The sequence below is a fragment of the Methylosinus sp. C49 genome (genome assembly GCF_009936375.1).
In the GTDB taxonomy this organism is placed as follows: domain Bacteria; phylum Pseudomonadota; class Alphaproteobacteria; order Rhizobiales; family Beijerinckiaceae; genus Methylosinus.
The window spans coordinates 2,357,115-2,379,745 of sequence record NZ_AP022332.1 but is presented as its reverse complement, the minus strand read 5'-3'; the positions used below and the strand labels follow the sequence as shown (position 1 = coordinate 2,379,745).

The following is a 22,631-nucleotide window of genomic DNA, read 5'->3' as shown; positions in this document are numbered from 1 at the left end:
GACCGACGCTCCGGCAAAAATGCGCGAGCGGGCCGAAATTCGTGCGTGCGTCCAAATTCGTGGGAGATCCATGGCGCGGCTCCAGTCGCAATAGCCTCGTCGAAGGCGAGAGGGGCGAAGGTAGAATGTCGCGAGCCATAGAAAAAGCCTCCGCGCAGTGATGCGCGGAGGCTCTGGGATCGACGGCGCGAAAAGCGGCTCAGTGAGCGTGCTTCGCGGCGATCTCCTGCTGCGGCTGAGGCGTCGCATTGGTGCGCCCCGGCAGGACGGGATATTCGACCTTGGGCTGATCGCCGGTCAGCGCGCCGAGGAAGGCGACGATGGCCGTGGTCTCGTCCGGCGCCAGCTCGAGGCCGAGCTGCGACTTCGCCATGACATTGACCGCCTCCTCCAGCGTCCACACCTGGCCGGTGTGGAAGTAGGGAGCCCGCAGCGCGACATTGCGCAGCGGCGCGACGCGGAAGGAGAAGACGTCCGCCGGGCTCTTGGTGACGGCGAAACGGCCCTTGTCCGCTTCCGGCAGTATAGCCGCCGCCGGCTTCACCACCGCGCCGAATTGCGTGTAATTGCCGCCGCCGACATTCACGCCGTCGTGGCAGCCGCTACACCCCTTGTCCATGAAGAGGCGCAGGCCCTTCTTCTGCGTCGCGTCCAGCGCCGCCTCGTCGCCGCCGAGGAATTTGTCCAGGCGCGAATTGGGCGTCACCAGAGTCGATTCGAAGGCCTCGATCGCCTTGGCGAAATTGTCGAAGTTGGCGGCCTTATTGTCGCCGGGGAAGGCTTTCTGGAAGGAAGCGACATAGCCCGGAATGCTGTTCAGCGTCGCCTCGACATTGGCGGGCGTGTTGTTCATCTCCACGCCGGCCTGCACCGGGCCCTTGGCCTGCGCCTTCAGATCCTCGGCGCGGCCGTCCCAGAACTGGGCGACGTTGAACACGGCGTTGAGAACGGTCGGCGCGCGGCGCGGACCCTTCTGCCAGCCATGGCCGATGGAGGTGGAGCCGGCGTCGACGCCGCCGAGGCTCAGATTATGGCACGAGTTGCAGCTGATGAGCTGGCTCGAGGATATGCGCGGATCGAAGAACAGCTGCTTGCCGAGCTCGATCTTGGCAGGGGTGAGTTCGTTGTTCTTGACCGCCTTTGCGGCCGCGGCCGGGGTGATCGGCTTGAAGACGGCGTTGGCGTCCGACCGCAGATCGCCAGCGACCGCGGCGAAAGGGACCAGCGCCAGCGCGCTCAGCGCGGCGATGAATGCTCGTGACATTTTCCCAGGGCTCCTCCGATGGGGATCGAGCTTGCGCTGCGAACAGCCGCGGCCCGAACCGCCGCCCGCCTACCACAAGCTGGGCTCACGGGCAAAGGCGATAATGCGCCAAAATGGGAGAAATCATGTAATTACAACTATAGCTCGACGATTTTTCCGGTCATGTCGAATTGATGACGCCCTCTGGCGCTCAGATAATTTTCTCAAAATCGGCAAGGGCAATAATTGTTGCGCCGCACAGCCGATGTTACTGGCAAAGGCCAAGACAAAAAGCGTGCCATCGGCGACAAAAACATGGCTTCGGCCGCAAGACGCCTTGCCGACGAGAGAAATTCCAGGCAGGATCACAACCATCGCGCCGAGCAAAGAAGCGGCTCCGATCCGACAGGCGCGGCGGGGAGGAAGACATGGCCGTGCGCAAGCGCGCCGCGACGACGCTCGCGGCAATGCTCAGCCTTTCGGAGCTCTGTTTCGCGGGAGCGGGTCTCGCCGAGCCGCTGGGGCTTCCCCCGCTGACGATCCCGCAGGACAATCCGCAGACGGCGGACAAGATCGCGCTGGGCAATCGGCTTTTCCACGATCTGCGTTTCTCCTCGGACGGCTCGGTCGCCTGCGCCACCTGCCACAAGGACGACCACGCCTTCACCGACAGCCCGCTGCGCACATCCGAGGGCGTCGGCAAGAAGACGGGGACGCGCAACGCCCCGACGGTGATAAACGCCGCCTATTTCACCTCGTTCTTCTGGGATGGGCGCTCGCCTACGCTCGAGGATCAATCGCAGCATCCCTTCCTCAATCCCGTCGAGATGGGACTGCCGACGCATGAGCCGATTCTGCTCATCGCGCGGTCCGATCCCTTCTATGTCGAGCTGTTCAAGAAGGCCTTCGGCAAGACCGGCGACGGCGTGACGATGGAGGAGGTGAAGAAGGCCATCGCCGCCTATGAGCGCACGATCATTTCCGGCGAATCGCCTTTCGACCGCTGGCGCTTCGGCAATGAGGAGACTGCGATATCGGAGGCCGCCAAGCGCGGCTTCGAGGTTTTCGTCGGCCAGGGACGCTGCGTCTCCTGCCATGTGATCGAGCAGAATCAGGCGCTGTTCACCGATAATCGCTTCCACAATATCGGCGTCGGCATCAATCGCGCGCAGTTCGACGTTCCGCGCCTCTCGGCGGAATTTCTCAACGCCAAGTCGAAAGGCGTCGATGTCGACAAGGCCGTGCTCACCGACCCCAAGACCTCGGAGCTCGGCCGTTTCGCCGTCACCGATCAGTTCGATGTGATCGGCGCCTTCAAGACGCCCACCCTGCGCAATGTCGCGGTGACAGCGCCCTATATGCACGACGGCTCGCTCAAGACTCTGAAGGATGTCGTCAAGCACTATAATAATGGCGGACGCAGCGAGGGCGATCCGGCGCAGGTCAACGACTATCTCTCCGGCGGCATTCGTCCTCTCAATCTCTCCGAGCAGCAGATGGACGATCTCGTCGCCTTCATGGAAACGCTCACCACGCCGGCCTATTTCGGCGCCAAAACGAGATGAGCGCGCCGCGCCACGCGGTCACGACAAGGGAGCGGAGCAGATGAGCGAATTCGTCACCAGGCGCAGCGTGCTGGCGGGAGCCGGCGCCGGCGCGGCGCTGACCACTCTGCCGATCAGCATGGTCACGCTCGCCTTCGGCGGGGAGCGCGAGGATTTCACCTTCACCTATATTTCCGACGCGCATATTCAGCAGATCAAGGGCGCGAGCTTCGTGCGCAATTGGGATCAGGGGCTGAAGCGCGCCGTCGCCGAGGCCAATCTGGTGAAGCCGGAATCGGATTTCGTCATCTTCGGCGGCGATCTCGCCCAGCTCGGCAAACGCGAGGAGCTGGACCACGGCGCCGAGATTCTCTCCAAGCTGAAAGGCAAGCTTCACGCCGTCATGGGCGAGCACGACTATTATCTCGACCTCGGCGATTATTGGAGCAAGCTCTACGGCCCGCATTATTACAGCTTCGACCATAAGGGCGTGCATTTCATCGTGCTGAACTCGATTTTGACGAGCGAGCAATGGACCTTCCATCGCTGGCCGACGGCCGAGCAGCGCATGCTGGAGATGGCCGGGCTCGACAATCCGAACGGCTCGCCCTTCATGGTCGGCGACAAGCAGCGCAAATGGCTCGCCAATGATCTCGCCAAGCTGGACAAGAAGACGCCGATCGTCGTCTTCTCCCATTCGCCGCTGCAGAAGATCTACAAGGGCTGGAATTTCTGGACCGACGACGCCGAGGATGTGCAGGCGCTGCTCGCGCCCTTCGACAGCGTGAACGTCATCTACGGCCATGTTCACCAGATTCAGTACAATCAGATCGGCTCCATCAGCTTCAATTCGGTGATGGCCACTGCCTGGCCCTGGCCCTATCCGCAGAGCTATGCGCAGGCGGAGAGCCATCTGCCCGTGCTCACAATTCCGATGAACCGCGCCGATCCTTTCTTCGAGCGCGACGCCACCGGCTGGCAGCTGATTGACATAGGCTCGGGCCGCGTCGCCGCGCGCTATCAGCTCTGGGACAATGACCAACGCACCGTCGCCTTCGACCACAAGGCCGGCCATCCGGTCGATGTCGCCTATCAGGAGCCGACGCAGCGTCGTCTGCCGCAAACTCATTATTGATCGGAGTTCGCCATGCTTCGCTCGACCTTGCTTCTCGCTTTCGGTCTCGCCGCCTTCGCCGCGACGACCGCGCGCGCCGATGAATTCACCAAGACAGATGTCGAGCGCTATCAGAAGGAATTCGAGCAGGTGGCCGCCAAGGGCCGCGAATTATGGACGAGCGGCGCGCTCGGGACCAATGGCGTCGCCTGCGCGCAATGCCATCCCAACGCCGCCAACACGCACCCAGAGACCTATCCGAAGTTCCAGAAGCAGCTCGGCAAGGTGGCGCAGCTGTTCGAGATGGCGAATTGGTGCATTCGCAATCCGCTGCAGGGCGCCAATCTTCCGCCGGACGATCCGCGCATGACGGCGCTCGTCTCCTACATTACTTTCGAGCGGCGCGGCGTGAAGCTCGCGCCCGGCCAGCATTGAGGAAACTCGCCATGCGGAAAAGCTTTGCTCTCGCCCTGCCCGCTTTGCTGATCGCCGGCTCGGCCTCGGCCGCCGTGGGCGACCAGCCGGCCGATACGCAGAATCTCCCAGGCGCCTCCGCCCCGGCTCAGGCGGCGGCGCCCTCCCCTTGCGCTGGCTGCGCGGGCCATGATTGCGCCAATTGCCTGATGGCGGCCGCTGCGCAGGCGAATGAGACGGCGCAGCCGACCGCCCCGATCCGCTGCAGCGTCGACTGATCCTTTTCCGCTATTCGGACGGCGCCGCAACCATTGCCGCTGCGCCGACGAGGGGAATGCCGAAAAAGCTCTCCTCATCCGAGCCGGCGGCCTTGTGCAGCTCGAAAGCGTCCGTCCAAAACGCCCTCTCCGCGTCATCGGCCGGGCGGTAGGTGCATTTGGCTTCGGCATTGCCGGCCTGAAGCCATTTCCTGCTATTGCGCACGAAACGGTCGAGCGCTTTCTGATCGGTCGGGCGAATAACGCATCTGGGGACGCCATCGACCAGGACGACTTGCGGCAGCATGTCCGATCTCCGACAAAGGGCCGGGTTCCCCGTGAAAGGGCCGGGAACCCGTCTGATTGCTTGTCTCAGAATTAAATAGCAATCGCCATGCCATGCCCTGACCCGCTCAGCGCAGACGCGTCCGGCTCAGCCGATGAAGTCCTCAGCCGATGAAGTCCTGCACCACATCGCCCAGAATGCGATTCACATCGTCTACAGTGGAGACGTCGTAGCGCGTGGTCTTCTCGCCGGTCGCCTCGTCGTCGCGCTCGAATTTCGGATGGCCGAAGCGGATCGAGCTTCCCTCGATCTCGAAGGGCAGCGGCAGCGGCTCCTTCAGCGGGCGCGAGACGAAGAGCAGGCCCATCACCTTCTGCTCGACGGCGCTCGCCTTCAGCGCCAGCTCGACGCCGAATTTCGGCCCGATATCCTTTTTGATCGATTCATCGAGGAAGGCGACCCAGCGGAAGAAGCTGTCGAAATTGCGCCGCGCGGCGGCGAGCACCTGCTCTTCCGCCTTGGCGAGGCTCGCGCTCGGATCGCTCATTGTCTCAAATCCCCGGTCTGCGGCGCCTTTCGCCGAAGAGGCCGAGATTTACGCGAAATCCGTGCCGTCAGCCGGCGGCGCGCCGGTTCGCCTCATAGGCCCGCACATGCGTCGCGGCGATCTCCAGCACCGGCGTCCCGAGCCTCGCCTGCTGCGCCCGCGCCAGCATGTCGCCGAGGATATGCTCGCCCTCGGTGCGCCCTCCCCGCTCGATGTCGCGCAGCATGGAGGCTTTGAGAGCGGAGCCGCGCACGAACAATATAGACAAGAGTTCCGGCAGCTCGGGCGACGGCGTCCAGCCCTCCGCGCGCGCGACGCTCTCGCATTCCGCGAGCAAAAGCCGGATGAGGCGCTCTCCCGAGACCGTCTCCAGAATGGTTCCGACGCTCGCGCGCATCAGCGAGGTGATCCCCGCGAGCGTCGCGAGCAGCACGAACTTGTCCCAGAGCCGCCTCTCGATATCGTCGACGAAAGTCGCCGCGACGCAGGTGCGCGCATAAATGGCCTCGAGCGCCGCGAGCCGCTCGTCCGGTCCGCCGTCGCGCGCGCCGAATATCAGGCGGTTGCGCTCGCCGAAGTGACGCACGACGCCGTCCTCGGCGAGCGTCGCGCTGATCTGGGCCACGCCGCCGAAGACATTCGCCTCAGGAAAGCGCGTCGCGATGCGATCGAGATGGGCAAAGCCGTTGAGGAGCGGCAGCACGCCCGTCCGCGGGCCGACAGCGCCGGCGATCGTCTCCAGGGACTCGTCGAGATCATAGGCCTTGCAAGTGAGGATCACGAGATCGAAAGGCGTCAGCGCCTTCGGCTCGAAGACGGCTTTCACTGCGAGATTCATGTCGCCCAAAGGGCTCTCGATCCGCAGCCCGCGCTCGGCGAGAAGGCGCGAACGCGCCTCCCGCACGAAAAAAGTCACATCCGCGCCCGCCTCGACGAGCCGCCCGCCAAAATAGCCGCCGACGGCTCCCGCGCCGAGAACGAGCGCGCGCATGTCAGGCGCCGCCGGTCGGATAGTTCGGGCTCTCGCGCGTGATCGTCACGTCATGGACATGGCTCTCGCGCAGGCCGGCGTTGGTGATGCGCACGAATTCCGCCTTGGTCTGGAACTCGGGAATAGTCGGCGCGCCGACATAGCCCATGGCGGCGCGCAAGCCGCCGGCAAGCTGATAGAGGATCGGCGCGACCGGCCCGCGATACGGCACCCGGCCTTCTATGCCCTCCGGCACCAGCTTCAGGCTCTCCTTCACATCCTGCTGGAAATAGCGGGCGGCGGAGCCGGCCTCCATCGCGCCGACGGAGCCCATGCCGCGGTAGGATTTGAAGGAGCGGCCCTGATAGAGAAACACCTCGCCCGGAGCCTCCTCGGCGCCGGCGAGCAGCGAGCCGATCATCACCACCGAGGCGCCGGCGGCGATGGCCTTGGCGAGATCGCCGGAATATTTGACGCCGCCATCGGCGATGACCGGCACGCCGGCTTTGAACGCCTCCTCGGCGGCGTCCATGATCGCCGTGAGCTGCGGCACGCCGACGCCCGCCACGATTCGCGTCGTGCAGATGGAGCCTGGACCGATGCCGACCTTCACGGCGTCGGCGCCGGCGTCGATCAGCGCCTTGGTCGCCTCGCGCGTCGCAATATTGCCGGCGACGATGGAGACTTTGTTGGAGAATTTCTTGATGCGGGCGACCTGATCGAGCACCGCCTGCGAATGGCCATGGGCCGTGTCGATGACGATGAGATCGACGCCCGCGTCGATCAATTGCAGCGCGCGCTCATAGCCGCGATCGCCGACCGTGGCGGCGGCGGCGACGCGCAGCCGCCCCTCGGCGTCCTTGGCGGCGTGCGGATGCAGCGTCGCCTTCTCTATGTCCTTCACCGTGACGAGGCCGACGCAGTGATAATCCTCGTCGACGACGAGCAGCTTCTCGATGCGGTGATGATGCAGGAGGCGGCGCGCCTCCTCCTGATCGACGCCCTCGCGCACGGTGATGAGCTGCTTGGTCATCAGCTCGGCGACTGGCTCACGCATATTGTCGGCGAAGCGCACGTCGCGATTGGTCAGAATGCCGACCAGCTTGCCGGGCCTCTCGCCATGGCCGCGCTCGACCACCGGAATGCCGGAAATGCCGTAGCGCGCCATCAGCGACAGAGCGTCGGCGAGCGTCTCGTCGGGATAGATGGTGATCGGATCGACCACCATGCCGCTCTCATAGCGCTTGACCTTGCGCACCTCGGCGGCCTGGGCGGCGGGAGTAAGGTTCTGGTGGATGACGCCCAATCCGCCGGCCTGAGCCATGGCGATGGCGAGGCGCGCCTCCGTCACCGTGTCCATGGCCGAGGAGATGATCGGCAGATTGAGCGTTATGTCGCGCGTCAGCCGCGTCGAAATGTCGACCTGCGACGGCATCACCAGCGAATGGCTCGGACGCAGCAACACATCGTCGAAGGTCAGAGCCTCGTGCAACGGCGGTCGTGCGTAGGATGTCATGAAGCCAACTCCCTCGGGGGCGCAAAATCCGGCCATGCTCGAGGCCGGACGACGAAGAGACGGCGACTTTGGCCGTCTTCCGGGTTGGCGCGTGCTCATAGCACCAATATGACGGAAGGCAAAATCGGCGCGCGCCGGCGGTGGAAAACTCGATCCGAGCCGGGGAAAAGGCGTCAGACCATCTCCAGCGCCGCCGCCTCCGCGCCCGTCTCGAATTGCAGCCGCGCCAGCCGCGCATAGAGGCCGCCCGCGGCGACGAGGCTCGCATGAGTCCCCTGCTCCACGATGCGGCCCTCGCTCATCACCAGAATGCGGGTGGCTTCGAGCACTGTGGCCAGCCGATGGGCGATGACGAGCGTGGTGCGACCGCGCATCACATCATGCAGCGCCTCTTTCACCAGCGCCTCATTCTCCGCGTCGAGCGCCGAGGTCGCCTCGTCGAGCAGCAGGATCGGCGCATCGGCGAGAATGGCGCGCGCTATGGCGAGGCGCTGGCGCTGGCCGCCGGAGAGCGTGACGCCGCGCTCGCCGATCTCCGTGTCATAGCCCTGCGGCAGCGCTTCGATGAACTGCGCCGCCTGCGCGCGCTTCGCCGCCGCGACGATCGCGCTGCGCGAGGCGCCCTCGCGGCCATAGGCGATGTTCTCGGCGACGCTCATGCCGAAGACGATCGGGTCCTGCGGCGCGAGCGCGATGGCGCTGCGCAGCTCGATCGGATCGAGCGCGCGAAGATCGACGCCATCGATCGTGATCGCCCCCCGCGAAACATCGTAGAAGCGCTCGAGCAGCTGGAAGACTGTCGATTTCCCGGCGCCGGACGGGCCGACGATGGCGATGCGCTCGCCCGGCGCGACGGAAAAGCTCAGCCCATCCAAGGCCGCCCGTCCCGAACCCGAAGGATAAGAGAAGCCGACATCATCGAAGGCGATGCCGCCGCGAACAGGCTTCGGCAGATGGAGCGGATCGGCGGGCGCGGCGACGGCGGGCTCTATGGAGAGAATCTCGCCGATGCGGCCGGCGGCGCCGGCGGCGGCGGAAACCTCGCTCCAGACCTGCGACAATTCTCCGAGCGAGCTCGCCGCCAGCACGGCGTAGAGCACGAATTGCGAGAGAACGCCGGTGGTGATGCGGCCCGCCAGCACATCCTGCGCGCCGAGCCACAACATTGCGACGACGCTTCCGAAGGCCAGAAAGATCGTCACCGAAGTGACGATGGCGCGCGTCTGCGTGGCGTCGCGCGCGGCCGTATAGGCGCCTTCCGCGGCGGCGCCGAAACGCTCGGCTGCGACTTGCTGCGCATTGCAGGCCTGCATGGTGCGCACGGCCGCGAGATTTTCCGTGGCGTAGGCGCTGGCCGCGGCCAGCCGGTCCTGCGCATGGCGCGAGCGCCGCCGCATCACCCGCCCGGAGGCGATGAGCGGCAGCACGATGCAGGGAATGGCCGCCAGCGCGACGCCGGTGAGCTTGGGGCTCGTCAGCACCATCATCACGATCGCGCCGGCGAACATGAAGAGATTGCGCAATGCGATCGACACCGACGAGCCGAACACGGATTTGAGCTGCGTCGTATCGGCGGTGAGGCGCGAGGTCAGTTCGCCGGTTTTCGTCCGGTCGTAGAAGCCGGCGTCGAGCGAGGTGAGATGGCGAAAGAAATCGTCGCGCAGATCGGCGACGATTCGCTCGCCGAGCGTCATCACCAGATAATAGCGCGTGCCCGAAGCGAGCGCGAGAATCGCGACGACGCCCACCATAGCGCCGAAATAGGCGTTCACGGCGGAAGGGTCGTCCGAGGAAAACCCGTGATCGATCATGCCGCGCACGGCGAGCGGCAGAGTGAGCGTGGAGACCGCCGCCACGCCGAGAGCGATCAGCGCGAGCGCGATTCGACCCTTGTAGCGATAGGCATAGGGAAACAGCGGCCGCAGCGCGTCGAAGGCGCGCAGCCGCGAGCGAAAGTCGCGTGAAGGGGATTCGGCTGTCATGCGGGCGGATATAAGCGCGCGAGCGAGGACATTCCAAGCCGCATCGCGTCGCTGCGCCATTTTTCGAGATTTTGGCCGTATCAGAAGGCCTCGCGCCAAGCGCTTGATTTGCCTCGAGGAGGAAAAAAAGGCCGCAAAAATCGGAAATGCGCGCTCCGAGCGCGCTGGACAGTCGACAAGGTTATGTTAGGCTCACCATCGTCGAAAAGACAGCCCCGTAGAGAAGGGCAAGAACGCACCCGCCACCGCATGAACGATAAGGCGGGACGTTCTGGAAACCAGAGGAGTGACATCGATGGCTGAAAAAGACTTCGAGATCAACACCACCGTCTACATCTTCGCGGGCGTCGGCGCCCTTTTGCTCGGCGGGCTCGGCGCTGCGGGCCTCGGCGGCGTCGCAAACACGCTTTCCGCTGCTGTCGTCGGCGCCCTCGCGGGCGGCATTCTCGGCTTCTATTTCAAATAAGCCGAATCGACCGACTTAATCCCCCTGAACGGGCGCAAAGCCAGGGATCTCTGTCCGCGAGCTCCCAGACCAATCGTCCCAATGTAACGCCGGCGACCGCCAGTCGCTGGCGTTACTTTTTTGGCCCACCCTCCAGAACGCTCGTCCGCGAGCCGCCTGGGGCTGAACCTGTCCGCACATAATCACAGGGCGCCGCCTGCGGTAAATGCGCCAGATTGTCGCGCCCCCTCAATCGTCGAAATCGAGGTTCTTCATCCGGCCGAAGACGCGATCGGCGTCGAAATGATCTTCCTCCTCGACGGGCGGCGCGGGCGGGCGCTTGCCGAACACATCCTCGGTCGTGGTCGGCTCGTGATGCGGCGCGGTGGTGATCTCGGCCGGCTGCAGCGTCTGGCCCTGCTCCTCGAGCGCGGCGGGACGATCCTTGGCGGCGCGATTGACCTCGAAATCCAGATCGATCTGCGAGCAGAGGCCCAAGGTCACGGGGTCCATCGGCGCGAGAGCAGCGGAATTCCAATGGGTGCGCTCGCGCACCGCCTTCAGCGTGCTCTTGGTGGTGCCGACGAGGCGCATGACCTGCGCGTCCTTCAGCTCGGGATGGTTGCGCACCAGCCACAGAATCGCGTTGGGCCGGTCCTGGCGGCGCGACAGCGGCGTGTAGCGCGGCCCGCGCTGGCGCTTGACCTCCGGCACCTTGACCTTGGAGACGGACAGCGACAGCCGATGAGCCGGGTCGCGCTCGCCGCGGCCGATCTCCTCACGGGTGAGCTGGCCGGAAGTGATGGGATCGAGCCCGCGAATGCCGGCCGCGACCTCGCCATCGGCTATGCCCTTCACCTCGAGCGGGTGCAGCTTGCAGAAATCGGCGATCTGGTCGAAGGCGAGCGACGTGTTCTCGACGAGCCAGACGGCGGTCGCCTTGGGCATGAGCGGAGCGGTGCTCATCGATCGATTCTCCTTCAGATGCGCCAGATAAGCCGATCCCGCGCCGCGGGGCCGAAGCCGCGATTTTTACGGATTACCATGCGGGGGATGTTCTCCATATAGACTGGCCGCCGGCGAAGCGCAATCGCCGATCCGATCCGCTCGGAGCCCGTCAGGCCCCTTCCCGCGCATGGGCGGGCCGCAATCCCCGCACATAATCGGGCAGAGACGCGCCGATCGCCGCGCCGAGCCGCGGCCCATGGCGATGGAACAGCAGGCCGGCGGCGATGACGGCGACGCCGATCCCCGAGAGGACGAAGGGAAAGAGAATCGAGTCCTTGAACACCTCGGCCGCCAGATGACCGAGATAGAGCGTCACGCCAAAGGCGCCGAACACGGCGTAGGCGCGGCGCATCAGCACCAGCGACAGCAGGAGAAGCCCGAGATTGATCGCGCAATAGAGCGCCTTGCCGATCTCGTCGCCGCTGTGCTGCGCGGTCAGCCCGCCCCAGAAGGCGAGAAGTCCAGAAAGATGCAGCCAAAAGGCGAAGTCTCCAGCGCGCCAGCGCTTCAGATCGACGAGCCAGGCGGCGGCGATGACGAGCGCGCCGAAAGCGAGGCTCACATTGGCGCGCTGCTCGAAAGTGAAGGCCTCCTTGCCGACCAGCCAGGGCGTCAGATCCATCGACATGAACCACAGCGCGAAGGCGATTATCATCGTGAGGAAAGGAAAAGGAAAAAACGCCAGCGCCAGCACCGCCGCGGCGATCGTCCCCAGCTCCATGGGCAGCCAGCTCGCGCGCACCCAGACATAAAAGTCGTGATAGGGGACGGATTCGGTCGGATCATGACCGCCGAAGAGCTGAAGCGCGAAGACGAAGAGCGGCGCCATTGAGACGGCGCATGTCACCAGCAGGCCGGCGGGCGTGCGCAGCCCGCGCCGCCGCCACAGCCAGCCGCCCGCGGCGGCGAAGCCGACGCCATAGGCCAGCGAGGTGATCATCAGCGCGCGCGGCCCCCAGAGGCCGAAGGCGGTGGTGCTGAACAGGCTCATCGCGCCCATGACGATGAGCGCGCCCATATACCAGAGCACATTGACGACATCGAAGCGCGGCGCGCCCTCCCCTGCGCTTCCGCGCTCGGCGAGGAATTGCGCGAGCCGCCGATGGGCGTCGGCGTCTATGACGCCGGCCTCCAAGGCCGCGCCGAGATCGTCGGTGGTGAATTTCGATCGGGCCATGACGAATTCTTTCCGTCCAAGAAAATCATTCGGGGCCGGACACGACCTCGGCCGCGCCATCTCGCGCCGGACTATAGCCGCTCCGCCCCGCATTCGCCCCTGCATAGCGCCTAGAAAGGGACGAAAATGTGCGTTTCCGCATTCTGGAGCCCACGTCTGCGCCGAGAGGGAGAACCGGATGGCCGTCTCAGCCCCAATTTGACAGGACGCCCCCCTTTTGCCCATGTTCGCGCCCCGACGCGGGCCGGGCTCCCCGGCGAAGCCAAGCGGCGAGCCGCCCGCGACCGGATTTCTGAAGGACTGCTCGATGAATGTCGTCATCGTCGAATCGGCCGCCAAGGCCCAGACGATCAACAAATATCTCGGCCGCGATTTCAATGTGATCGCCTGCTACGGCCATGTGCGCGACCTGCCTCCCAAGGACGGCTCCGTCGATCCGGCCGAAGATTTCGCGATGAAATGGGAGAGCGACGCCAAATCGGCCAAGCGCATTTCCGCCATAGCGGACGCCGTGAAGAGCGCCGACACAGTCATTCTGGCCACCGACCCCGATCGCGAGGGCGAGGCCATCTCCTGGCATTTGCTCGACATATTGAAGAAGAAGAAGGCGCTCGGCGGCAAGCGCGTCGAGCGCGTCGTCTTCAACGCCGTCACCAAGGACGCGATCAAGCAGGCTATGGCGCATCCGCGCGAGATCGACCAGGCGCTGGTCGACGCCTATCTCGCCCGCCGGGCGCTGGATTATCTCGTCGGCTTCACCCTTTCCCCGGTGCTGTGGCGCAAATTGCCGGGCGCGCGCTCGGCAGGCCGCGTGCAATCGGTGGCGCTGCGCCTCGTCTGCGACCGCGAGCTGGAGATCGAGAAATTCGTCACCCGCGAATATTGGTCGCTGGTCGCGCATTTGAAAACCAAGGCCGGCGAGCCCTTCACCGCCCGCCTCTCGGGCGCCGACGGCAAGAAGATCACCCGCCTCGACATCGGCTCCGGCCAGGAGGCCGAGGACTTCAAAAAGGCGCTGGAGACCGCCGCCTTCACCATTCGCTCGGTGGAGGCGAAGCCGGTCAAGCGGCACCCTTACGCGCCCTTCACCACATCGACTCTTCAGCAGGAGGCCTCGCGCAAGCTCGGCCTCGCGCCGGCGCAGACCATGCGCATCGCGCAGCGCCTCTATGAGGGCGTCGACATAGGCGGCGAGACCGCCGGCCTCATCACCTATATGCGAACCGACGGCGTCGATATGGCGCCGGAGGCCATCGCCTCTGCGCGCAATGTGATCGCTTCAGAATATGGCGATCGCTTCGTGCCGAAGGTTCCGCGCAAATATACGGTAAAGGCCAAGAACGCCCAGGAAGCGCATGAGGCGATCCGGCCGACCGACCTCTCGCGTCTGCCCAAGCATGTCGCCAAGCATTTGGAGCCGGAGCAGGCCAAGCTCTATGAGCTGATCTGGACGCGCACCATCGCCAGCCAGATGGAATCGGCCGAGCTGGAGCGCACCACGGTCGATATCGACGCCCTCGTCGGCAAGCGGAGCCTCGAGCTGCGCGCCTCCGGCCAGGTGGTGCGTTTCTCGGGCTTTCTCGAGCTCTATCAGGAAGGCCGCGACGACGATCAGGACGAGGACGGCGGCCGCCTGCCGGCGATGCAGCCCGGCGAGCCAGCGACGCGCGAGAAGATCGAGGCCGGCCAGCATTTCACCGAGCCGCCGCCGCGCTACACCGAGGCGACGCTGGTGAAGCGCATGGAGGAGCTCGGCATCGGCCGCCCCTCGACCTACGCCTCGACGCTCGCCGTGCTGCGCGAGCGCGACTATGTGCGTCTCGACAAGAAGCGCCTCGTCCCCGAGGACAAGGGCCGCATCGTGACGGCCTTTCTGGAGAGCTTCTTCACCCGCTATGTGGAGTTCGACTTCACCGCCGGCCTCGAGGAGAAGCTCGACAAGGTCTCCAACAACGAGATCGACTGGAAAGAGGTGCTGCGCGATTTCTGGGCCGACTTCTCCGGCGCGGTCGACGGCACCAAAGAGCTGCGCACCACTCAGGTGCTCGACAGCCTCAATGATCTCTTGGGGCCGCATATTTTCCCTGCCAAGCCCGACGGCTCCGATCCGCGCGCCTGCCCGGCCTGCAGCGCCGGCCAATTGTCGTTGAAGCTCGGCAAATATGGCGCCTTCATCGGCTGCTCCAACTATCCCGAATGCCGCTTCACCCGCACGCTTTCGCCGCCGACCGGCGAGGCGGCGGAAGGCGCGCGTCCCGGCGTGAAGGTTCTGGGCCAGGACCCGGAGAGCGGCGCCGAGATCACTCTGCGCGGCGGCCGCTTCGGCGACTATGTGCAGGAGGGCGAGGCGACCGAGGAGGGCGAGAAGCCCAAGCGCTCCTCCATCCCCAAGAGCATAAAATCCGACGAGCTGACCCTCGAGCAGGCGATCCGGCTGCTGTCCCTGCCGCGCGAGGTAGCCAAGCATCCAGAGAGCGGCGAGCCGATCGTCGCCGGCATCGGCCGCTTCGGGCCTTACGTCCAACACGGGAAGACCTACGCCAATATCGGCCGCGACGATGATATTCTGACGATCGGCGGCAATCGCGCCATCGATCTCATCGTCACCAAGGAGAGCGGCGGCGGCGGCTCGCGCTTCGGCCGCGCCTCCGACCCCGGCCGCGCGCTCGGCGACCATCCGCAGGGCGGCGCGATCTCGGTGAAGAGCGGGCGCTTCGGACCCTATGTGAACTGGGGCAAGGTCAACGCCACCCTGCCCAAGGGAACCGATCCCGACAGCCTGACTGTGCAGCAGGCGGTCGATCTTCTGGCCGCCAAGGCGAGCGGCGCGCCCTCTGGCGGCGGCCGCGTGCTCGGCGAGCATCCGCAGGGCGGCGCGATCACGCTGCGCGACGGCCGCTATGGGCCTTATGTGAATCTCGGCAAGGTCAACGCCACTCTGCCGAAGAATATGAGCCCGGAGGATGTGACGCTGGAAGAGGCGATCCGCCTGATCGAGGAGAAGGGCGGCCCGGTCAAGGCCAAGAAGGCGCCGGCGAAAAAGGCCCCCGCCGCCAAGGCCAAAGCGCCCGCCTCCAAGGCTCCAGCGAAAAAGGCTCCGGCGAAAAAAGCCGCCGCCAAGAAGGACATTGAAGAGAGCGACGAGGTTCCTTTCGAGGATTCGAAGCCGGCGAAAAAAGCGGCCGCCGCCAAGGCGCCGGCCAAGAAGCCCACGAAAAAGGCCGCCTCGGGGAAGTGAGCGAGAGGCGGCCGGCCGAAAAGGCGGCCGCCTCGATCTCACTGCGTCAGCCGCAGCGAGCCGAGCCCCGTGCCGATCGTCGAGAAGGCGAGGTTGAGGCTCGCCGCGTCGGTCGCCGCGAAATAATGATCCTTGTTGGTCGCGCAATTCTTCAACAGCGTCAGGCCCTGATCGTCGATCGGATCGCTCGGGATCGAGAAGCCGATGGTGAAGATCTCTATGCCCGCCGCCTTGGCGTTGGCGCAGGCCTCGAGGGTCAGTTCGTCCTCGGCGCCGCGCGAGGTCGAAAGATAGCTCGAGGAGCTTCCCGCCGCGGCCATCAGCGACGATTGATAATTGACGCCGTCGCCGCTCCTGCCGTCCGGAAGCCGGCCGTTGGCGATTCCGTTATAGGTGTAATAGCCGAGCGACTCGTAATCCGAGCCGACAATCGTGCGCTTTTGCACGCCCCAATTGTTGAAGCCATCCGTCATGAACACGATGACCTTGTGATTGCCTGAGGCGGAATAGGCTTTCGCCTGAGCGAAAGGACCGACCGGCGAGATGGTCCGCCAGCCCCACATGAAGCCGGCATGGAGATTGGTGTTGCCGTTGGCGGTCAGCTGGCTGATCTTGCTGTTGATCGTCGTCTGCGTCGAGGTGAGCTGCAGAACCGTCTGCGTCGAATTGTCGGGGCAGAACTGGTTCGGACCGAAAAAACTCGTCGGACCGAAGGAGCCGCTGATCGAGTTGGCGGTTTTATATTTGCAGATATGGGTGAGCATGCCCCATTCCGTGCTCGCCGTGTCGCTACAGGCCGAAGAAGACGAGCTTCCGCCGCCGCCCCAGCCGCCCCATCCGCCGCCCCAGCCTCCTCCCCATCCGCCGCCGCCCCAACCGGAGTAGATCGCGTCATTGTCGTCGAGATAGCTGTTGCCGTAATTATTGCTGCTGTCGGGCTCGTCGGGCGCGAGATAGGGGACGAACAGCGTTTCGGCGTTGGCGGAGGAAATCGTCAGATCCTGCACATTGTAGGGATAGGTCGGCTCCTCGAAGCAGCCGCGCCAATCGAGGCTCGAATTCTGCGCCTTGAGCTTGTCGAAAATGTCGAAGCGATTGGTGAAGCCAGCCGCATTCGCATCCGCCTTCGCCTTCACGGCGTCGACCTTGCCGTCGCTGGTGAGCTCGCCATTGCTGAAGGCGATCCAATGCTGCGAATTAGCGCCGGCGAGGTCGATCCACGAGAGGCTGCGATTGGTCGAGACGGTAGGATCGACGGCGACGACGCCGCCGGCGAAAGGCGCGATCGAAAATTTCACCCGTCCGGGCGCTTTGGTGAACATGGTGCCGACAAAGCTCGTCGCAGCCGACTGCAGCGCTTGAATCTTCGTCGTGCCGCCGGTGCTGCGGGTCATCGAGCCGGAATTGTCGAGCACCAGCGAGATCTCGTAAGTGTCGTTCGGGCTGATGCCGCCTTGCAGCGCGGCGCAGGACGTCACCTGCGTCGACATGGAGGCCTGCCCGGCAATATGCATGATGGTGGTCGACACCTGCGCCTGCGCCGAGATGCAGAGCGACAGCCGATCGGTGGCGATGGTCGCCGACGTCACCGTCGCCGTAGCATTGCGATAATTGGTGGCGAGATAGACCTGCGCCCGGCTGCGGGCCTGCTGGTCGGTGGTGGAGCTGACAATGCCCTTGGCGACCGCGAGCACGGCCGCGTCCGCCGCCTGCTGCAGCGAGCCGCGCGCCGCGGCGATGCGGCCGTAATCGATCCCGGCGCCGATCATCATGACCACGGGCACGAAGCTCAGTCCGAAAATGATGGCGACATTGCCGCGCCGATCTCGCGCGAAGGAAAGAGCCGACCGCCCCGACGTCCTTGTTGGCCGCATTTGCAACTCTCGAGGTTGGTGTGGAAATAGAGATTGAAGCTACGCTTACGGCAAATTTCTCATCCGGTTCTAAACCGATCCGAATGATCGTCATTGACGTTCGATAACCTCGAGAAAGCGTAAACTTAGCCGAATAGAGTCGGCGGCGCTCGACGCGGTTTCGGCGACGCGGAGCCTATTGGCGTGTATATGACGACATGCCGGTGCCGGCCGCCCGGACAATTCAGCGGCCTTCGAGATCGACTTTGACGAAAAAAATCCGCGACCTCGGCGCGCCTCCCGCCGCACTTCCCTCTCGCGAGGACATTCTCGCCTTCATCGCGCGCGAGCGCGAGGCGATGAGCCGCGCCGGCAATGCGGGAAAAATCGGCAAGCGCGAGATCGCGCGCGCTTTCGGCGTCAAAGGCGCCGATCGAATCGGGCTGAAGCGAATATTGGCGGAGCTGGAAGCCGAGGGCGCGGTGGAGCGGCGCGGCAAGAGGCTGGCCAAGCCGGGCGCACTGCCCGCCGTGGTACTGGCCGACATAGTGGGCCGCGACCGCGACGGCGAGCTGATCGCCGCGCCGGCCGAATGGGATTCCGACGAGCTCGGCGCGCCGCCGCGCATCCGCATCTCCGCGCCGCGCCGGCCGAGGCCCGGCGAGCCGCTGCCCGGCGTCGGCGACCGCGCTCTGGTGCGCGCCGAGCCGGACCGCGACGCCGGCCCGAATGATCCGCCCTACGCCGGGCGTGTGGTGAAGCTCCTCTCCAAGGCCCGGGCGCGCATTGTCGGCGTGCTGCGCGTCGCCGCCAATGGCGTGGCGCATATCGAGCCCGTTGAGAAGAAGCAGGCCGGACGCGAGATGGTCATAGCGGCGGAGGATCGCGGCGAGGCCAAGGACGGCGATCTCGTCTCCGTCGATCTCATCGGCAAGACGCGGCTCGGCGCGCCGCGCGCCCGCGTGCGCGAGACGCTCGGCTCGCTCGCCACCGAGAAGGCGATCAGCATGATCGCTCTACGCGTGCATGGCGTTCCCGACGAGTTCCGCGCCGAGGCCGTGGCCGAGGCCGCCGCCGCTCCGCCCGCGCGGCTCGAGGCGCATCGCGAAGATTGGCGCGAGCTGCCGCTCGTCACCATCGATCCGCCCGACGCCAAGGACCATGACGACGCCGTCTTCGCCGAGCCGGACACCGCGTCCGACAATCCCGGCGGGCATATCGTGACCGTCGCCATCGCCGATGTCGCTTACTATGTCCGCCCGCATTCGGCGCTCGACAAGGATGCGCTGGAGCGCGGCAATTCGGTCTATTTCCCGGATCGCGTCGTGCCCATGCTGCCCGAGCGCATCTCCAACGACCTCTGCTCGCTGAAGCCGAACGAGGATCGGCCGGCGCTCGCCGTGCGCATGCGCATCAGCGAGAAAGGCCATAAGCTCGGCCACACGTTTCATCGCGTGATGATGCGCTCCAAGGCCAAGCTCAATTATGCGCAGGCGCAGGAGGCGCTCGACGGCCGCCCGGACGAGGTTTGCGCGCCGCTGATGGAACGCGTGCTGGAGCCGCTGTTTCGCGCCTATAAGTCGGCGGATCAGGCGCGCGAATTGCGCGCCCCGCTGGAGCTGGAGCTGCCCGAGCGCAAGATCCTGCTGAAGGCGGACGGCACGGTCGATCGAATCGTCGTGCCGCCGCGCCTCTCGACGCACCGCTTGATCGAGGAGTTCATGATCCTCGCCAATGTTGCGGCGGCGGAAGTGCTCGAGGAAAACCGGCAGCAGCTCATCTATCGCGCCCATGACGAGCCCTCGCGCGAGAAGGTGGCGGCGCTCTCGGAATTTCTCGCGACGATCGGCGTGAAGCTCGCCAAGGGCCAGGTGCTGCGGCCGTCGCATTTCAACGTCATCCTGGCGCGCGTGCGCGGCAAGGAGCACGAGAATATCGTCAATGAGATCATTCTGCGCACGCAGGCGCAGGCAGAATATACGCATGAGAATTACGGCCATTTCGGCCTCAATCTGCGCCGCTACGCGCATTTCACCTCGCCCATTCGCCGCTATGCCGATCTCGTCGTCCATCGCGCGCTCATTCGCGCGCTGGGCTTTGGCCCCGGCGCCATGCCCGAAATCTCCGCTGGCGAGTTGGCGGAGATCGCCGCGCGCATCTCCGGCGCGGAGCGGCGCGCCATGGCGGCGGAACGCGAGACCATAGATCGGCTGATCGCCGCCCATCTCGCCGAGCAGATCGGCGCGCGTTTTCCCGCGCGCATCTCCGGCGTGACGCGCGCCGGCCTGTTCGTGCGGCTGCTCGACACGGGCGCGGATGGATTTATTCCCGCGGCGACGCTGGGGCGCGAATATTTCCGCTATGACGAGGCCGGCCATGCGCTGACCAGCGGCTCCGGCGAGAGCTTTCGCCTCGGCGACATCATCGAGGCGCGGCTCGTCGAGGCGACGCCGATCGCCGGCGCTCTGCGCTTCGAGGTGGCCAGCGGCTCGCGGCGCGGAGCGCCGATGAAGAGCGGAAGGCTCTCTGGCCGCGGCCGCGTCGAGCGTGCGAAGCAGAAGCGCCGCAAATGACGGCGGCGCAGTGACGAAAGTTTCGTCTCGAGCGCGGTCGTGAGCCGATAGCGCCCGATATCTCATGCGCAGGACCAGCCGCCGCGGCCGGTTCGCATCCGCGGAGATGCGCATGAGGTGGAAGAGGCTGGTCGCTGTTCTATTCGCCGTCTTCTGCGCGGGAAATCTCGCCGCGCAGACGCCCGCGCATTCCATAAAAGTCGCCGCGGTGGATTTCATTCCCGCCTGGGGCTCGCTCGACGCCAACATACGTCGTCTCGCCGATGCGGCCGAGGAGGTCGCGCGCCAGGGCGTCGGCTTCGCGGTTTTTCCCGAGACCGCGGTCAGCGGCTATTTGTTCAGCGATCCCTCGCAGATCGCGCCCTATCTCGACACCATCCCTGGCGACACGACGAAAGCGCTGCTTCCCGTGCTGGCGAGGACGGGATTGCATATGAGCGTCGGCATAGCCGAGCGCGACGTCGAGACCGGCCTCGCCTATAATACCGCCGTGCTGCTGGGGCCGAAGGGCATAATCGGCAAATATCGCAAGAACGGCCTCAATCCGCAGGATCAGAAAGTCTTCGCGCCCGGCGATACGGGCGTTCCGGTCTTCGACACGCCGATCGGCCGCATCGCGCTGCTGATCTGCTATGACGACACCTATTGGCAATATGCGCGGCTCGCGGCGTTGCGCGGCGCGCAGATCATCGCCTGGCAGTCCGTCTCGGATCGCGTGACGCCGGGAACGCCCGCCGCGCAATCGAAGGGCGATCACTCGACGGTCGCCAACGTCCAATATATGAGCGCGCAGAATGGCGTCTTCGTCATCGGCGCGACGCGCAGCGGCGTCGAGACCAATCCGATCACCGGCGGCCAGCTCTATTACAATGGCGGCTCCAGCATTTGGTCGCCGCAAGGCCATAAGCTCGCGCAAGCGCCCGTTGTTCCGCCGCAAGAGCTGCTGCCCGGGCTTCACGGCGTCTACGCAACGGAGATCACGCCCGCCGACGCCGACGCGCCGCGCGCCGAGCGGCTCGCTCTGCGACGGCCGGAACTCTACACGCCCTGGCTCGCGCTGCATCGCAGCCCTGTCGACGCCAACGCCGCCGAGACGCGGCGCAAGGCGGCGCTGGTCGCGGCGCAATGGCCGGAGGGACCATCGCTGATGGAGCGGACCAAGCCGCCGAAAGGCGCGCTGACGGTGCTTCCCGAGCTGTCCGCTCTCCCCTCGGGTCTCGCGCCCGCGGAGATAAAATCCCGCGCCGAAGAACGAGACGGCCCTTTCGAGCGCGCTCTCGGCGCCCTCGCCCGCGCCCATAGAGCCTTTGTGGCCGGCAGCTATCCCGAGCGGGCCGGCGCGCGCGTCTTTCATACGGTCGCTCTGGCCGGGCCGGAGGGGGCGATTCTCGGCCGCTATCGCGCGACTCATCCTGACGCGGCGCGCAGCTGGGCGACGCCGGGCGACGAGATCGCCGTCATAGAGACCCCGCTCGGCCGCATCGGCCTCGCCACGGCGGAGGAGCTGGCGACGCCGGAGCTGGGCGCGCTCTACGCCGTCCAGCGGGCCGATATTCTCGCCGCCCCCGCCGGCGCGCCCTCCCCGCTGAAGGTCGAGATCGATCCGGCGCTGTTCAGCGTGGCCGATCCGCCGACCGGCCGCGCGGATTTCTTCCCCTATGCCGCCGCCAAGCAGAATCAGCTGTGGCTGGTGAGCGGCGGCCGCCACGCCGGCGGCGCCACTGCGGCCGGAATCTATGGGCCGGAGCCCGTCGTCTCCACACCGACGCTCACCGCCGCGCCGGGCGCTGCGGACGTGCGCCATCAGACGGAGATTCCGGCGGTCGGAACCTGGATCGATCAGAGCCAGCTGATCGCCGGCCAGCAGGCGCAATGGTTCGTCCCGCTCACGCAGCGGCAGGATAGCGCCTGCCTGAGACGCTGGCGCGCGGGCGGCGGCTGTCCGGGGCGGTGATTATTCCGAAAGCCATCCGAAGCGCCCATCGATGAAGAAAATGTGATGGACGCCCTGTCCGAACAAGCGCACCGGACCGACGCCGACACGTCCCCGCACGGTTTCGACGAACACCATCCGATCATCATCCGACTCGGCGCAATGCATATGGAATCCCGCGCCATGCTCGATGGTCTCGCCAGCGGCCGTCGTCGAATAGCAGCGACTCGCCCAAAGAAGGGCGGGAATGGCGCCGCCGGACTCGGCGCGCCCGACCCCGACCAGCGCGTCGAAGGTTCGGAAGAGCTTGTCCAGCGCTTCGGTCGAAATCGAAATATCGGGCATTTGCGTCTCCGACGCCGAAACTATCGCCAAATATGAACCGAAATGCCCCATAGTGAGTGAATTTGGCGAGATCGTGCGCCGCCGCCCGCCTTGACAATGGCGCCTGCGTCCTTATGGTGCCGGCCAATTCGCCGCCGGGTTCGTGAGGATCGGGACCGGAGCGAGAGTGTCCCCTCACAAGTTCAG

Annotated in this window: 19 protein-coding genes; 8 read left to right on the top strand and 11 right to left on the bottom strand. The window is 65.5% G+C overall.

Features of this window, described 5'->3' with window-relative positions; all coding sequences use genetic code 11:
- Nucleotides 1-199 precede the first annotated feature (199 nt).
- Nucleotides 200-1,264: a cytochrome-c peroxidase gene (locus tag GYH34_RS11255; RefSeq protein WP_161913660.1), complete on the bottom strand. Its 1,065-nt coding sequence runs from the start codon at nt 1,262-1,264 to the stop codon at nt 200-202.
- Between the two features lie 123 nt (nt 1,265-1,387).
- Complete coding sequence (locus GYH34_RS11250; protein ID WP_161913659.1) at nt 1,388-1,630, bottom strand: hypothetical protein; 243 nt, start codon at nt 1,628-1,630, stop codon at nt 1,388-1,390.
- Between the two features lie 41 nt (nt 1,631-1,671).
- On the opposite strand from GYH34_RS11250, the gene GYH34_RS11245 reads away from it, so the two are divergent.
- From GYH34_RS11245 to GYH34_RS11230, 4 genes are read left to right on the top strand one after another with little or no spacing between them, the layout of a single operon-like run.
- The gene (locus GYH34_RS11245; protein WP_161913658.1) at nt 1,672-2,808 is read left to right on the top strand and encodes a cytochrome c peroxidase; all 1,137 of its coding nucleotides are present in this window, start codon (nt 1,672-1,674) and stop codon (nt 2,806-2,808) included.
- Nucleotides 2,809-2,848: 40 nt separating this feature from the next.
- The gene (locus GYH34_RS11240) at nt 2,849-3,922 is read left to right on the top strand and encodes a metallophosphoesterase (protein ID WP_161913657.1); all 1,074 of its coding nucleotides are present in this window, start codon (nt 2,849-2,851) and stop codon (nt 3,920-3,922) included.
- 12 nt (nt 3,923-3,934) lie between these two features.
- Entirely contained in the window at nt 3,935-4,336 is a 402-nt protein-coding gene (locus tag GYH34_RS11235; RefSeq protein WP_161913656.1) for a cytochrome C, read from the top strand.
- Nucleotides 4,337-4,347: 11 nt separating this feature from the next.
- Entirely contained in the window at nt 4,348-4,593 is a 246-nt protein-coding gene (locus tag GYH34_RS11230; protein WP_161913655.1) for a hypothetical protein, read from the top strand.
- A 10-nt stretch (nt 4,594-4,603) separates the two neighbouring features.
- On the opposite strand, the gene GYH34_RS11225 is transcribed toward GYH34_RS11230, so the two are convergent.
- The 5 genes from GYH34_RS11225 to GYH34_RS11205 all read right to left on the bottom strand — a co-directional run bounded on the left by GYH34_RS11225 (nt 4,604) and on the right by GYH34_RS11205 (nt 9,873).
- Nucleotides 4,604-4,879 carry a hypothetical protein gene (locus GYH34_RS11225; protein ID WP_161913654.1) on the bottom strand — a complete coding sequence of 92 codons (276 nt, stop codon included), beginning with the start codon at nt 4,877-4,879 and terminating at the stop codon, nt 4,604-4,606.
- A 142-nt stretch (nt 4,880-5,021) separates the two neighbouring features.
- On the bottom strand, nt 5,022-5,405 hold the full coding sequence (locus GYH34_RS11220) for a hypothetical protein (protein ID WP_161913653.1): 384 nt from the start codon (nt 5,403-5,405) through the stop codon (nt 5,022-5,024).
- Between the two features lie 67 nt (nt 5,406-5,472).
- Nucleotides 5,473-6,396: a ketopantoate reductase family protein gene (locus tag GYH34_RS11215; RefSeq protein ID WP_161913652.1), complete on the bottom strand. Its 924-nt coding sequence runs from the start codon at nt 6,394-6,396 to the stop codon at nt 5,473-5,475.
- A 1-nt stretch (nt 6,397) separates the two neighbouring features.
- Nucleotides 6,398-7,891: an IMP dehydrogenase gene (gene guaB, locus GYH34_RS11210; protein ID WP_161913651.1), complete on the bottom strand. Its 1,494-nt coding sequence runs from the start codon at nt 7,889-7,891 to the stop codon at nt 6,398-6,400.
- A 173-nt stretch (nt 7,892-8,064) separates the two neighbouring features.
- Nucleotides 8,065-9,873, bottom strand: coding sequence for an ABC transporter transmembrane domain-containing protein (locus tag GYH34_RS11205; protein ID WP_174242397.1), 1,809 nt, complete (start codon nt 9,871-9,873; stop codon nt 8,065-8,067).
- Between the two features lie 295 nt (nt 9,874-10,168).
- Here GYH34_RS11205 and GYH34_RS21730 point away from each other — a divergent pair, with 295 nt between their 5' ends.
- Nucleotides 10,169-10,339: a hypothetical protein gene (locus tag GYH34_RS21730; RefSeq protein ID WP_018265471.1), complete on the top strand. Its 171-nt coding sequence runs from the start codon at nt 10,169-10,171 to the stop codon at nt 10,337-10,339.
- 228 nt (nt 10,340-10,567) lie between these two features.
- Here the strand turns inward: GYH34_RS21730 and GYH34_RS11200 are convergent, their stop codons facing one another.
- Together GYH34_RS11200 and GYH34_RS11195 are read right to left on the bottom strand one after the other, a co-directional pair.
- Nucleotides 10,568-11,284 carry a cell cycle transcriptional regulator TrcR gene (locus tag GYH34_RS11200; RefSeq protein WP_036290934.1) on the bottom strand — a complete coding sequence of 239 codons (717 nt, stop codon included), beginning with the start codon at nt 11,282-11,284 and terminating at the stop codon, nt 10,568-10,570.
- A gap of 151 nt (nt 11,285-11,435) precedes the next feature.
- Entirely contained in the window at nt 11,436-12,503 is a 1,068-nt protein-coding gene (locus GYH34_RS11195; protein ID WP_161913649.1) for a hypothetical protein, read from the bottom strand.
- A 307-nt stretch (nt 12,504-12,810) separates the two neighbouring features.
- Here GYH34_RS11195 and topA point away from each other — a divergent pair, with 307 nt between their 5' ends.
- Nucleotides 12,811-15,741 carry a type I DNA topoisomerase gene (gene topA / locus GYH34_RS11190; RefSeq protein ID WP_161913648.1) on the top strand — a complete coding sequence of 977 codons (2,931 nt, stop codon included), beginning with the start codon at nt 12,811-12,813 and terminating at the stop codon, nt 15,739-15,741.
- Nucleotides 15,742-15,779: 38 nt separating this feature from the next.
- On the opposite strand, the gene GYH34_RS11185 is transcribed toward topA, so the two are convergent.
- Nucleotides 15,780-17,615 carry a pilus assembly protein gene (locus GYH34_RS11185; RefSeq protein WP_161913647.1) on the bottom strand — a complete coding sequence of 612 codons (1,836 nt, stop codon included), beginning with the start codon at nt 17,613-17,615 and terminating at the stop codon, nt 15,780-15,782.
- A 245-nt stretch (nt 17,616-17,860) separates the two neighbouring features.
- On the opposite strand from GYH34_RS11185, the gene rnr reads away from it, so the two are divergent.
- Both rnr and GYH34_RS11175 read left to right on the top strand, forming a co-directional pair.
- A complete protein-coding gene (gene rnr / locus GYH34_RS11180) occupies nt 17,861-20,167 on the top strand; it encodes a ribonuclease R (protein WP_161913646.1) in 2,307 nt (768 codons plus the stop codon).
- A 112-nt stretch (nt 20,168-20,279) separates the two neighbouring features.
- A complete protein-coding gene (locus tag GYH34_RS11175; RefSeq protein WP_244635050.1) occupies nt 20,280-22,121 on the top strand; it encodes a carbon-nitrogen hydrolase family protein in 1,842 nt (613 codons plus the stop codon).
- Here the strand turns inward: GYH34_RS11175 and GYH34_RS11170 are convergent, their stop codons facing one another.
- A complete protein-coding gene (locus GYH34_RS11170; protein ID WP_161913645.1) occupies nt 22,122-22,445 on the bottom strand; it encodes a hypothetical protein in 324 nt (107 codons plus the stop codon).
- Between the last annotated feature and the right edge of the window lie 186 nt (nt 22,446-22,631).